The organism is Chitinophaga fulva (genome assembly GCF_012927205.1).
GTDB lineage: Bacteria > Bacteroidota > Bacteroidia > Chitinophagales > Chitinophagaceae > Chitinophaga > Chitinophaga fulva.
Window position 1 is genome coordinate 3370670 of record NZ_JABBGC010000001.1, and the last position, 13122, is coordinate 3383791.

Sequence of the window (13122 nt, forward strand, 5' to 3'; positions counted from 1 at the left end):
CCATAAAACTAAGAAATTATGGATTGTAAATATGTATACTTAAGATAATTCCAAAGGCAGTGATCAAAATCAATGAATAGCTGAATATCAAAATCACACAATATTACATGCTGTCCAATGCCTGTTGCGCGTTGTTTTTGAGAAAACCGTCCATCCGTATTACCTCGCGGAACAGACGGCGGGCTTTGCCCATTTGTCCTTTGCTGCGGTAGCAGATAGCCAGCTGATAGGTGGCCATTTCTGCGTATTTGCCGGAGCTGTTGGCGGCAATCCGTTTGTATCTGTCAATGGCCTCGCCGAGGTTGCCCTGTTGTTGGTATACCATGGCGGCCTTATAGAGATATTCGTCACTATTGATAGGCTCAGCGGCAGGAGGGGCTTCTTTTTTAGGCTGTGGCGCCGGTTCTTTGATTTCCTGTTTGGGTTCAGGTTGTGGTTCCGGTTTTTTGTTGTCGCTGTCATTTCCCTTTTCCTTCTCTTTTTTCAGGGAGTCCTGTTGCTTCTGAAGGGCCAGGGCCTTGCGGATGCTATCGGCAGCATGTTTTTTCTGCTGTGCTTTCAATGCAGCGGCTTTGGCTTTGGCGATGGAGTCTGCTGCTGTGGGGCGTGGTGGTGCCGGTGCGGCTGTTGCCGGCGGATTGGCCGTGGTGGCAGCAGGTTTGGCAGCCGGAGTGGTGGTTGCAGGCGTAGCGGCTGTCTGATGACCGGGCGCTGGCGCCGGCTGTTCCGATGTAACGATAGGCTGATTGGTCACTTCTCCGGAAGGGGGAGTGGCCGTGTCTTTCGCGGCAGGCTGTGCAGAGACCAGCGTACGGGGCGGTGGCGGCGGTTGATTGCGCAGATGGCCGCGCAATACATACACGCTGGCTATCCCGATCACCAAAAAGGCGATCAGCCAGAAATATACCAGCAGGCTTTCCTTGGTCTTTTCCTTTTTGGTGTACTGCGCCACCTTATGGACATGGGAAACCGGTTGTATACTGTCATGTATAAAACGCTGGAGTTTTCCGGTCAGGTCCTGGTACTGCTCATTACCCTCCTGTTCCAGTGCCTGTAGCGCGCCAAAACACAGGTCGCAGTCGGCAAGATGTTGCTCTACGAGGTGTTTTTCAATGTCTGTCAGCCTCCCTTCCATATAGCGGGGCAACTGATCTTTGCTAAGACAACGGATGCCGGAAAATACCTTTAAAATTTTTTCATTGTTTGGTTTACTACTAAACATAACCCTGATTCATATATAGCTTGGCAAGTTTCCCCTTGGCTGCTTTCAGCTGGTCCCTCAGTTTCTCACGTGTTAATCCCATGGCAGCGGTCAGATCGGCAAAGCTTTTATTATCAATATAGAACTGTGTTATCAGATCACGGTCGTCGGCAGTCATCCGCTGAAGGGCCTGTTCGAGCCTTACGGCCAGGTCCTGGCGGTCGATGATATTGGTACCTGCTTTTTCGACTTTGTTCTCAATATGCAACAGGTCCCTGCCATCCCGTGACGGGTAGAAGGGGATATTTTTGTCAGGATTATTGAAATATCCTTTCTGAATGTGCAATATCCATTCGTTGGCTTTGTAAATAGTCTGGGTTTTAAGACTGGCGCTGAGCCGTTGCAAAAGGGTGGGAAGTACGATGTTGGGGTCTGGCTTTGGGGCTTTATCCAGATAAGGTAGTGTAATGGCAACCAGTAAATGACTATACCTGTCCATTAGTACACCTTCTGCTTCCCGGTCTTGCTTCCGGGCACGGGATATAAGTTCCTTATCTGATAAATTGGTTAACTGTTGGTGCATAAACTTAATACTCTATATTTACGTATAAAAGCGGAAAAAGTTCATTCAGACGCGAGATTATTGGATTAAAAAACGGAATTATACAATTAATATGCCATACGCGATCGTTGTTGTGCCTGTAGCACCCCTCAGAGCCACCGCCGCACACAGAAGTGAAATGATTTCCCAGCTGCTTTGGGGCGAAGGCGTGGAAATCGTCAACACAGCCCCCGATGGATGGGTGGAAGTGGTGAACCAGTATGACGGTTATACCGGCTGGGCTTCTCTCTCTCATCTTGAAGAAGTATCCGAAGAGATATACCAGGCCCCGGCTACCCACTACCTGCCGGAATGGAACAATGAAATTCTGCTCAACGGTCAACCTATGATCGTACCCTTCGGTTGCTTGCTGAAAGGGTATACCAACCTTTCAGCAAAATGGGGAAATACACAGGTGACTTTACTGGAAAAACCTCACATATTACCTGCTGCAGGAACACCGGTGAAGACGAAACATCTGCTGGCAGATGCAATGAAATTTCTGAATACGGCTTATCTCTGGGGCGGCAGGAATGTTTTTGGGGTGGATTGCTCCGGTTTCGTACAAAATGTATTCAAACTGTCCGGGATACCTTTACTGCGGGATGCGTCTCAACAAGCTACACAGGGTACCACGGTTGACTTTCTGCAGGAAGCCCGGCTGGGGGACCTCGCTTTTTTTGATAACCCGGAAGGAAGGATCACCCACGTAGGACTGTTGCTCGATGATCACCAAATCATCCACTCTTCCGGAAAGGTACGCATAGATCCGATTGACAACCAGGGTATCATTAATGCCGATACTCATGTCAGAACGCACCAACTGCGGATTATCAAAAGATTCTTCTGAAAATTTTGGGATTTTCGATTTTGGGATTTTGAGATTTTGTCGGACATCTCCCGAAATCCCAAAATCCCAAAATCGAAAATCCCAAAATCGATTATTTAGCTCTGTTTGAAGATTTTTCTGTAATCTTCAAAGCTCTGGTTAATGATCTGTTCAGCTTTTTCCTTGTTCTGGAATTCTTCCACGATCACAGATTTTTTCTCCAGTCTTTTGTACTCTTCAAAGAAGTGTCTCATCTCATCAATAAAATGAGGAGGCAGTTCGGAGATATCATTGATGTGGTTTACGCTCATATCGTTAGCTGCCACGGCGATGATTTTGTCATCCGCCTCGCCACCGTCTACCATCTGCATTACACCAATCACTTTGGCTTCAACGATGCACATAGGCACACATTCCACCTGAGACAGTACCAGGATGTCCAGTGGATCGTGGTCATCGCAGTAGGACTGAGGAATGAAACCATAATTGGCAGGATAGTACACGGAAGAATATAAAACGCGGTCCAGTTTCAGCAGGCCGCTTTCTTTGTCCAGTTCATATTTGGCACGGCATCCCTTTGGAATCTCGATAATAGCATTTACAATGTGTGGCACCTGAGATCCAGGGCTTACACTGTGCCAGGGATTTGTCATCATAATAGTCTACTTTTCTGCTTTTAAGGTTTATTGTTCAATATTGTATTAATGTTTGAAAAGTGAATACAGTATTCACCTCACTTTTCATGAGGATATGGTCAGTGGTTTCCCTCGTTGGCCTTTGGAAATCAATCACCCCTGCCCATTCATGCATCGGCAAAATTAAGGCAACTGATGGTTAATAGCTAAAAATTATCCCTTTCTTACTTAAAAAAGCGCCGAAAGAGGCAAAATCATTTAACTGCAGGAACTCCCATGCCGCCGGCAGTGGTGTCCGGCGTTAGTACAGTAGTAGAGTCCAGGCCCTGACTGGCCGGGGGAATATAGTTAGGTATGATACTTTCAAATGTTAGTGAAATCTTCCATTGACCACTTTCCTTTACCAGTTGCAGGATTTCCTGCTGATTGGCGGAGGAGTTCTGGATGGTCACGGAAGCTTTGTTGCCGTTTTCTTCTACGCCAACGACTTCTATTTTGGCCTTCCGGATTTTTTCCCTTTCCGCATCGCTGCGGCGGCCGTCAAAAATGGAGTAAATCTGTATTACCTGTTGAGACTCTTTGGTGGCATAATCTCTTGCCTGGTCGAAGTTCGAATCCTGTATAGCGTGCATAAATGCCAGCGCTACCTCTTGAGGGGTGGCCCGTTTCTTACAGCTGCTCAGCAGCATCATTCCCATCACTGCCAGTGTCAGAATTCGACGATAATTGGTCATGCGGTCGATAATTATTATATCAGAACAAAAATAGGGTTAAACATTCAAATCTGCAAAGTACTATCACCGCAATACTGAATCACAGGCTTCCGAACTGAATTATCCCCTTAAAAACCAGGTAACTTACTGCAAAGACCGTTAAAAAAGCGTTAATATTAAAATATTTTTTGATTTTCGATTTAGGGATTTAGTGATTTCGTATTCAAATCAAAAAATCCCCAAATCAAAAAATCGTAAATTTTTTAATCTCTCTCCTTGTCTGCCTCATATGCCCGGATAATGGCTTTCACCAGGCGGTGGCGCACCACGTCTTCCTCATCCAGCTCTACAGACCCGATACCATCGATATTACGCAGGATACGGGTAGCTTTTTCAAGGCCCGATTTCTGGTTCTTCGGCAGGTCAATCTGGGTAAGGTCGCCAGTGATGATGGCTTTGGCGGAGGCGCCGATACGTGTCAGGAACATTTTGATCTGCAGGTCAGTGGCGTTCTGCGCTTCGTCCAGGATAATAAAGGAATTATCCAGTGTACGGCCACGCATATAGGCCAGTGGTGCTATTTCTATGACACGGTTGGTCATATAATAGCTCAGCTTCTCTGCCGGGATCATATCGTCCAGCGCATCATATAATGGCCGCAGATAAGGATCAATTTTTTCTTTCAGATCGCCGGGAAGGAATCCCAGGCTTTCACCTGCTTCCACTGCCGGACGGGTAAGAATGATTTTTTTAACAGCTTTGTTTTTTAATGCACGTACTGCCAATGCTACCGCCGTGTAGGTTTTACCCGTACCCGCCGGTCCAATAGCAAATACAATGTCATTCTTGTCCGCCAGTGCGACCATTTTTTTCTGGTTGGCTGTACGGGCCCGCACAGTACGGGCATTCGGACCAAATACCAGCACCTCGTTAGGGTTACGGTCGCTGAAATGATCAACTGCCGTTCCCTCTTCATCCCCTAGTATCTGCTCAAAGTAATTCTCTGTCAGATTACCATTACGCTCGAGATATTTTACGATTTGACTGATTTTTTCCTCCGCTGTGGCCACTTCTTCCGGCGCCCCACTCAATTTTAACTGGGTACCCCTGGACAGGATCTTCAGCAGCGGGAATTTTTTCTTCAGCAAATCCAGTTTTCCGTTATTAACACCGAAAAACTCAATGGGATTAATACTATCTAAGTTAATAATGGATTCAGTCAATGATTCAATGATTTAAAGTCCAGGAAAATATTCGAAAATTCTCACTCCGAATATATGAATTTAAAGACAACCTGGAGAGCAGTATTGTTAAGCAATCACTAAATTCTGTAACCGTTTTGTTTGAACGCTTCCACTTTCGCAGCAATGGCATCGTTGGTCAACGCAAACATACGTGCAGCCAGTACCGCAGCGTTGCGCGCACCTGCTTTACCTACTGCCAGAGTACCTACCGGTACGCCCGATGGCATTTGAACAATGGAATACAGGGCGTCGATACCGCCAGGCAAACCTCCTTCCAAAGGTACACCTAACACCGGCAGGGAAGTGAAGGCAGATACTACACCAGGCAAATGCGCCGCCATACCGGCTGCCGCGATCACCACGCCGAAACCTTTTTCCTTCGCAGTAATACACAGTTCTCGTACTGTTTCCGGATTACGGTGTGCGGATGCTACTACCATTTCACCTTCAATGCCAAAGTATTGGAGATATTTTTGTGATTCTTCCATTACTGGTTTGTCACTCTCGGATCCCATGATAATCAGAACTTTCATTAATCGATGTTTTATTTTATGTGAAAATTAGTTTATTTGTAGCCCCGGCTCTGCCGGAAATTGAATGCGAAGATATTGATCAATCAACAAAATCTGAAAACTGAAAATCCACAACTGGTGGATAATTCCCTGAACAACAAGCACTACCGGAAAACAATCGGTTTTAAAAAACAGGAAAATCATACCGGAAGTTGTACCTTTTACTATTGTAATGACGCTTTTTTGTCATATAATGTCTATTTTGAGCTTAAATACACAACGATCTTAGAATCCCGCTAGTAATTATAAATGAAGGACGTTATGCTGGAACAGCATTACCGGCATCTGCAGCATCTGGAAGCTGCCATCAATGCCTGCGCATTGTCTGTGAACTTGGATGCCGCTGAATGCATTACTACCCTGAACCCGCGAATGGCCAACGCTTTGCAGCAACCACCGGAACTAACCACCGGACGCTACTTCAGGGAACTGCTCTTGCCCGCCGATGAAAAACAGTGGGCCCGGATCTGGCAACAACTACAGACCGGACAATCCATACAGGAGCAAATCTGCTTTCTGCTGCATGGGGACACCCAACTGTGGCTGGAATCAGCTATCTATCCGGTAATGGGCAACGATGGCCTCCTGCAGGAATGCCTCCTCGTAGGCCTCGATATCACCGACCGTAAACTGCCCGAGCTCCGGGTCATGGAAGATGAACAATATTTCCGCCAGATACTCGAAAACCTCCCCGTAGGCCTGCAACAATTCGAACCAGACGGCACCTGCGTGGAGATGAACAGCCGCCAACGCCAGATATGGGGCACGCAACACGCATTCCTCCATAACCCGGAATACAAATGGCTGCAAGACCCGTTCTATCGCCTCAATGGCCTCGCCCGCATGTTTGAGGAAGCCCGCGATACAGGTAAAACACTGAAACGCGAAATTCTGCTCAACTACGCGGAAAAGAACTACGGCAACGTTACCCGCCTGTTCCCACTGTACTACGAAGCCACAATCTTCCCGGTAACAGACCGGCACAGCAGAATGGCCAACTACTTCCTCATCCTCGACGACATCACGGAGAAAAAAGTAGCGGAAATAAGCCTCCAGAAAAGCGAAAGACTACTCGACAATATCATCGAAAATTTGCCCATCGGCTATATCCAGTTCGATAACTTCGGCTTTATCCGCCGCATTAATCAAACGCAGCGATTTTTCTTTAATACCCCGCATCCTGCGGCCCGCCGGAACTTCAACGTAATGAACGATGAACTGGCCACCCGCTTTGAACTGGACAAACTGTTCCTGCAGGCGCTCGAAGAAGGGAACCCGCTACGCGTGGAAAAGAAAATTGACTTCAGTCAGGATGAACGCTGGACCACCGTTGGCCGTGAAGTGTACCTCGACCTCACCGTATTCCCGGTAATTGAACCGGTGGACAAAGAGATGATCGTGGTAGCCCTGGTAAATGATATCACAGATAAGAAAGTGCAGGAACTGGAGAATGTCAAAAACCAGGAATTCCTGCTGCAAACAGGCGAAATCGGGAAAATCGGCGGATGGGAAATGGACCTCGATACAGAAGAAGTACGCTGGTCTTACGAATCCCATAAAATACACGACACGGAACCGGATACGCCGATCAACTACCGGATGGCCATAAGCTTTTTCTCGCCGGAATCCCAACCGGTACTGGAAGGACTGGTGAAACAATGTATTGAAACCGGCAAACCGTTTGACGCACAGCTGACCATCATCTCTGCCAAACAACAAACAAAAAGAGTTCGTTGTATCGGTCAGCCAGGATATGACAATGGTATACGTACACGCCTGTTCGGGGTGGTACAGGATGTAACAGAACAATCGGCCATCCGGGAAGCATTGACCCGCAACACGGAACTGATGCGCCTCTTCTTCGATACGGTAGACATGGGGTATGCGGCGATGGAGAAAGATGGCAAACTCAACTTCCTCAATCAGAAAGCCGAGAAAATGATCGGCCAGAAAGTAGATATAGGCGGCAATATTTTCGAAGTGTTTCCCAAACTGTCCGGCACCGTGTTCTACGCACGTCTGCAGGAATGCATACAGCTGCAACAGTCACAATCTTTCGGTATTTATTTCCCTAAGCCGGACAAATGGTATGACTTCCTCCTGACACCCATGCAGGATGGCGGTATATCGGTCTTCATGCGCGACATCACGGAAAGCCGCAAAATGCAGAAAGACCTGCGCAAAGCAAATGACCAGCTGTCTAACCTTAACAAAAACCTGGTCAACCAGAACAAACAGCTGGAAGACTTCGCCCATATTACTTCCCATAACCTGCGTGCACCGATCGCCAATCTGCGCGCGCTGATGCAGATGCATAATGAGGCTTCCTCCCAGCAGGAAAGAGAGCTGTATCTGGGCATGCTGCACGAGGTGATCAAAAAGATCGATGAAACGCTCAACGACCTGGTGGAAGTGGTGCAGATACGGAAAGATGTGAATGTGGAAAAAGAAAAACTGTTTTTTGCAGAGCGGGTACAAAAAGTGAAAGATATTCTGTTGGTAGATATCGAAACCAGTAACATCAAAATTACCTATGATTTTGACCAGGCGCCGCAAATAGAGTATCCGCGGGTGTATCTCGACAGTATCCTGCAGAACTTTATTACCAATGCGATCCGCTATCGTTCCCCCGAACGGGAGCCGGAATTGCATTTACAGACATTGAAAGAGAACGATTACATCGTGCTCACGGTGCAGGACAATGGCATCGGTATCGATATGGAACGTTTCGGCAACAAGCTGTTTGGCTTCCGGAAAACCTTTCACCGTAACAAGGATGCAAAGGGTATCGGATTGTTTATCACGAAAACACAAGTGGAAGCAATGGGTGGAAGTATCAAAGCGGAAAGCAGGCCGGGACAAGGAACCAAATTTATTATTACATTTAGGCCGGAATAATCCCTTTTATGAAGCTGATCAATATGATTTTTATAGTAGACGACGACCCAATTCACCAGCAAATTGCTAAAATCATGATAGAACGGCAGGGGATATGCACCAATATCAGGGTGTTTTCAGATGCGCAGGATGTATTGGACCATATCCGGCAGCATGCAGATAAGGTGGACGAGCTACCCGACCTTATTCTGCTGGACCTCAATATGCCGATTATGGATGGCTGGGAATTCCTGGATGAATACAGCGTTTTCCATGACCAGCTACCCAAACAAATCCGCATCTTCGTGCTGACTTCTTCTATTGATGAGAAAGACAAAGAGCGTGTTCGTCACTACCCGGTGGTAAATGGCTACCTTACCAAACCCCTGTCCAAAGAGATTATTGAGCACCTCTCTTAAGTGTAGCGATTGTTTTTTCGGGATCTGCTGAAGCAAAGATGGAGCTGCCTGCCACCAGCACATTAGCGCCTGCCTGCACCAGCTGGCCGGCATTCTCTGTACTGATACCACCATCCACTTCTATCAGGGCCGTTGCTTTATTGTCTTTGATCAGCTGCCGTACCTGTCTTATTTTCTGATAGGTTTGCTCAATGAATGTTTGTCCGCCGAAGCCCGGATTGACACTCATCACCAACACCACATCAACATCGCGGATCACGTTTTCCAGTACCACTACCGGCGTATGCGGATTGAGGGCCACACCGGCTTTCATGCCCAGGCTTTTAATCTGTTGGATGTTGCGGTGCAGGTGTATGCAGGCTTCTGCATGTACGGTAAGAATATCTGCGCCGGCTTTCTTGAATTCGGCTGCATATTTCTCTGGTTCTTCTATCATCAGGTGTACGTCGCAGGGCTTGCGGGCTACCTTTTTGATCTGTGCGATCACTGGCAGGCCATAGCTGATATTGGGCACAAAACGGCCATCCATTACATCGAGGTGAAACCAGTCAGCTTCGCTGCGGTTCACCATTTCCACTTCTTTCCCCAGTTCAAGGAAATTGGCCGCCAGCAAGGACGGCGCTATCATTACAGGAGCGTTTTCCAATAGTAATCGGTTTTATATACTAAATGTAAGCATTGCGGGGGACATAACACGGGTGGCGCTTTTAGCGGCTCAATCGTTGCATGGCCTCTTTTGCTTCTTTAAAATCTTTTCTGAAAGATGCCGCTTTGGCATAATCGTCTATCGCCTCTTTTTTATTGCCCAGCTGTTCCTGGCACCTGGCCCGCTGATAGTAAGCCTGCGCATCGGTGGGAGCGGCTTTGGCCGCGAGGTTATAGAAGTTATAGGCTTCCTTCCATTGGCTCCTGCTGCTGTGAATATTGCCCAGTGCCATGTAGGCGGGTGCAAATCCGGGATCGGCCACGATACATTTCCGGTAGGTGTTCATGGCGGCATTGGTATCACCCAGTTCTTCCTGTACCTGTCCTGCATCATAGAGCGGTGCTGCATTGAGGGAGTCCTGGTGCCATGCTTCCGTATAGTAACGGACAGCTTCCGGTGTTTTGCGGGCACGCAGCAGATCGGCCAGTTCCATCACGGCTTCATACTCTGCATGCGGTCCTGCAGCGGCGATGGCTGTTTTCAGGTGCTCGACGGCGGCGGTAGTATCCCGACGGTCTTCTGCCATCCGGGCCTTCAGATAAAAAGCTTTGGCCCTGCCTTCGGCGGTGCCGGCCAACACATTAGCCAGGCTGTCTGCCTGCGCGGTATGTTTGTTCTCCAGCATGGCCGTGGCCAGTTTATACTGAAGATACGTATAGGTGGGAGCGTTAGCCAGCGCTTTGCTGAAATAGCGCTCTGCCTTGTCGTAGTGGTTCTCCAGCAGCGCGGCTTCTCCTGCACCTGCCCAATAGTCGGGGTTCGCCGGTTTCAGGCTGGCAGCTTTTTCGAAGTCCGCTTGCGCGAAACCGGGATTGGTATTGAACAGCAGCAATGCGCGGCGGTAGTACAGCGCGTCCTGGTCCGGGAAATGTTGAATAGAATCTGTCACCGGCCGGATAATATCGCTATACAGCACGGAGTCTGCATCAGACTGCTGTTCGGGCTTTTTGTGGTCATTATTGCAGGCCACGATGCCAGCCATGGCCACCAGGATAGGTAAATATTTCATACGCCGCCAAAACTAAGAAATCCTTAGCGCATTAACCAGTTTTTGAATGCGTCATAATCTGCCGGTAACAACGTGGCATTTTTTTCTTTGCCATAGAGCGACATCACGCGGGGTGGTGTGTGAATTTCGTCACGCACGGCTTTGGGCGCGGTATCTTCAAATTTTACCGGGTGGGCTGTTTCCAGGAATACGCCGGTCAGCTCAGGGGCTTCAGCCAGGAACTGTTGCAGGCCGAGGTAACCTACGGCGCCGTGAGGGTCCAGCATATAGTGGTGTTCTTTCCATACCTGTTCCATGGTACGCGCGGTGTCCTTGTCGGTGTACGCGTAAGCGGTGAATTTTTCTTTTAATGCCGGGAGGCTGTTGCCGAATAACTGTAATACCCGTACGAAATTGCTGGGGTCGGCCACGTCCATGGCGTTGGAAAGGGTAGGCACGGCTTTGCCCGGTTCGTATTGGCCGTTTTGCATAAAACGGGGCACCGTATCGTTGATATTGGTGGCAGCAACGAAATGAGATACCGGCAGGCCGATGGCGGCGGCCATCATACCGGCGCAAATGTTGCCAAAATTACCGCTGGGTACAGCAAACACCAGCCGCGGATGAGCGGCTTTCATCTGTTTGTAGGCCAGGAAATAATAAAACATCTGCGGCAGCCAGCGGGCCACATTGATGGAGTTGGCGGAGGTGAGCTGCCGGTGCGACTGTATATCTGCATCGAGGAAAGCGCTTTTCACCATACGCTGACAATCATCGAACGTACCCTGTACTTCCAGTGCCCGGATATTGCCGCCAAGGGTAGTCAGTTGTTTTTCCTGTAAGGTGCTTACTTTTTTGGAAGGGTAGAGGATAACCACATCCACACCGGGAACATTATAGAAACCGCTGGCCACAGCGCCGCCGGTGTCGCCGGAAGTGGCTACCAGTACGGTTACCGGACGATTACTGCTACGGCGGAAATAACCGAGGCAGCCAGCCATGAAACGGGCGCCTACATCTTTAAAGGCGAGGGTAGGGCCGTGGAATAGCTCCAGTGCATAAGTGTGGCCGGTGACCTTCTGTATCGGAAAAGGAAAATGCAGTGTATCGTTCACAATCTTTTTCAGTGCGGCCTCGGGTATCTCATCGCCGATAAACGGACGGATCACTTCGTAGCCAATCTCCTGGTCCGTATAGGTGTGCAGGTGAGTGATAAATTCCGGGTCCAGCGAAGGGATCTGCTCCGGGAAGTATAACCCTTTGTCTGGTGCAATGCCCTGTATAACGGCGGTTTCGAATGATGCTTTATGCTGTGGGTCCTGTAAACTGTAATACTGCATGCGATATGGATTGGTGAAAATTAGTCAATGATTTTAACGCCGGCGGTGTTGATGCGTGATACATATATTTTATAGTCCACTCCCAGTGGCGCATATACGTTGTTCATCGTCTCGGCTACGCTACGGGCGTTAGCTTCGCCTCTGCAGAGCATGAACACGGACGGCCCGGAGCCGGAGATGCCACCACCGAGAGCGCCGGCTTCTTTGCATTTGAGCTTCAGCTCCTGGAAGGCCGGAATGAGGATGGACCGTACTGGTTCCACGATCACATCTTCCAGTGAACGGCTGATCAGGTCATAGTCTTCCTGGTAGAGGCCTGCTACCATGGCGCCTACATTGCCCCATTGGCGGATGGCGTCTGTCATCAGCACTTTCTGTTTGAGTATTTCGCGGGCATCGGAAGTTTTGACTTCTATCTGTGGATGGATAACAGTCACCCATAGTTCTGCGGGCGTATGCAGCGTGGTGATGTCCAGCGGGCGGTAGCTGCGTACCAGCGTGAACCCGCCGAGGATGGCCGGCGCCACGTTGTCGGCATGCGCAGAGCCACAGGCCAGTCTTTCTCCTTCCATGGCGAAGCGTACCAGTTGTTTTTTGTTGAACGGTTCACCCAGCAGGTGGTTGGCGGCTACTACGGCGCCGGCACTGCTGGCGGCGCTGGAACCGATGCCGCTGCCGGGATGGATATGTTTGAATATCTCTATTTCAATACCTATATCGGGGTGGTCATATTTCTGCAGCAATGCCTGGACTGCCACGCTGGCCACGTTTTTGGCCGGGTCAACGGGCAGATCGGCGCCATGCACGGCTTTGATCCTGATGCCGGGTGCACTGGTGCGGCGAAGGATCATCTCATCGCCGGGAGCGTCCATAGCCAGACCGATAACATCGAAGCCGCAGGCTACATTGGCAACTGTGCCGGGGGCGAATACTTTTATACTTTCCATATGGGAAGGATTGCGTTCATTAATTTAGTCATTCAGTGTTGCTTGTACAA

Annotated in this window: 13 protein-coding genes; 3 read left to right on the forward strand and 10 right to left on the reverse strand. The window is 48.9% G+C overall.

Annotated elements, in window-relative coordinates; all coding sequences use genetic code 11:
- Window positions 1–103 precede the first annotated feature (103 nt).
- Window positions 104–1222, reverse strand: coding sequence for a zf-HC2 domain-containing protein (locus tag HHL17_RS13735; RefSeq protein ID WP_169225274.1), 1119 nt, complete (start codon window positions 1220–1222; stop codon window positions 104–106).
- Window positions 1215–1784 (reverse strand): sigma-70 family RNA polymerase sigma factor, encoded by a 570-nt coding sequence (locus tag HHL17_RS13740; RefSeq protein ID WP_169225275.1) that lies wholly within the window; start codon window positions 1782–1784, stop codon window positions 1215–1217. Before HHL17_RS13740 ends, HHL17_RS13735 begins: the two co-directional genes overlap by 8 nt.
- A gap of 91 nt (window positions 1785–1875) precedes the next feature.
- Here HHL17_RS13740 and HHL17_RS13745 point away from each other — a divergent pair, with 91 nt between their 5' ends.
- Window positions 1876–2652 (forward strand): C40 family peptidase, encoded by a 777-nt coding sequence (locus HHL17_RS13745; protein ID WP_169225276.1) that lies wholly within the window; start codon window positions 1876–1878, stop codon window positions 2650–2652.
- Between the two features lie 95 nt (window positions 2653–2747).
- On the opposite strand, the gene HHL17_RS13750 is transcribed toward HHL17_RS13745, so the two are convergent.
- The 4 genes from HHL17_RS13750 to purE all read right to left on the reverse strand — a co-directional run bounded on the left by HHL17_RS13750 (window position 2748) and on the right by purE (window position 5756).
- Window positions 2748–3287 carry an inorganic diphosphatase gene (locus HHL17_RS13750; RefSeq protein WP_206155982.1) on the reverse strand — a complete coding sequence of 180 codons (540 nt, stop codon included), beginning with the start codon at window positions 3285–3287 and terminating at the stop codon, window positions 2748–2750.
- Between the two features lie 233 nt (window positions 3288–3520).
- Window positions 3521–4000, reverse strand: a complete 480-nt coding sequence (locus tag HHL17_RS13755; protein ID WP_169225277.1) for a DUF4878 domain-containing protein — start codon at window positions 3998–4000, stop codon at window positions 3521–3523.
- Window positions 4001–4242: 242 nt separating this feature from the next.
- Window positions 4243–5202 (reverse strand): PhoH family protein, encoded by a 960-nt coding sequence (locus tag HHL17_RS13760; protein ID WP_169225278.1) that lies wholly within the window; start codon window positions 5200–5202, stop codon window positions 4243–4245.
- 98 nt (window positions 5203–5300) lie between these two features.
- On the reverse strand, window positions 5301–5756 hold the full coding sequence (gene purE, locus HHL17_RS13765) for a 5-(carboxyamino)imidazole ribonucleotide mutase (RefSeq protein ID WP_169225279.1): 456 nt from the start codon (window positions 5754–5756) through the stop codon (window positions 5301–5303).
- A gap of 288 nt (window positions 5757–6044) precedes the next feature.
- Here purE and HHL17_RS13770 point away from each other — a divergent pair, with 288 nt between their 5' ends.
- Together HHL17_RS13770 and HHL17_RS13775 are read left to right on the forward strand one after the other, a co-directional pair.
- Window positions 6045–8693, forward strand: a complete 2649-nt coding sequence (locus HHL17_RS13770; protein ID WP_169225280.1) for a PAS domain-containing sensor histidine kinase — start codon at window positions 6045–6047, stop codon at window positions 8691–8693.
- An 8-nt stretch (window positions 8694–8701) separates the two neighbouring features.
- Complete coding sequence (locus HHL17_RS13775; RefSeq protein ID WP_078670933.1) at window positions 8702–9091, forward strand: response regulator; 390 nt, start codon at window positions 8702–8704, stop codon at window positions 9089–9091.
- Here HHL17_RS13775 and rpe read toward each other — a convergent pair.
- The 4 genes from rpe to HHL17_RS13795 all read right to left on the reverse strand — a co-directional run bounded on the left by rpe (window position 9072) and on the right by HHL17_RS13795 (window position 13072).
- Window positions 9072–9737 (reverse strand): ribulose-phosphate 3-epimerase, encoded by a 666-nt coding sequence (gene rpe, locus HHL17_RS13780; protein ID WP_262889049.1) that lies wholly within the window; start codon window positions 9735–9737, stop codon window positions 9072–9074. The two genes, HHL17_RS13775 and rpe, sit on opposite strands and share 20 nt — an antisense overlap.
- 61 nt (window positions 9738–9798) lie before the next feature.
- The gene (locus tag HHL17_RS13785; RefSeq protein ID WP_169225281.1) at window positions 9799–10806 is read right to left on the reverse strand and encodes a tetratricopeptide repeat protein; all 1008 of its coding nucleotides are present in this window, start codon (window positions 10804–10806) and stop codon (window positions 9799–9801) included.
- 23 nt (window positions 10807–10829) lie between these two features.
- Entirely contained in the window at window positions 10830–12125 is a 1296-nt protein-coding gene (gene thrC, locus HHL17_RS13790; RefSeq protein ID WP_169225282.1) for a threonine synthase, read from the reverse strand.
- 20 nt (window positions 12126–12145) lie between these two features.
- The gene (locus HHL17_RS13795; protein ID WP_169225283.1) at window positions 12146–13072 is read right to left on the reverse strand and encodes a homoserine kinase; all 927 of its coding nucleotides are present in this window, start codon (window positions 13070–13072) and stop codon (window positions 12146–12148) included.
- Between the last annotated feature and the right edge of the window lie 50 nt (window positions 13073–13122).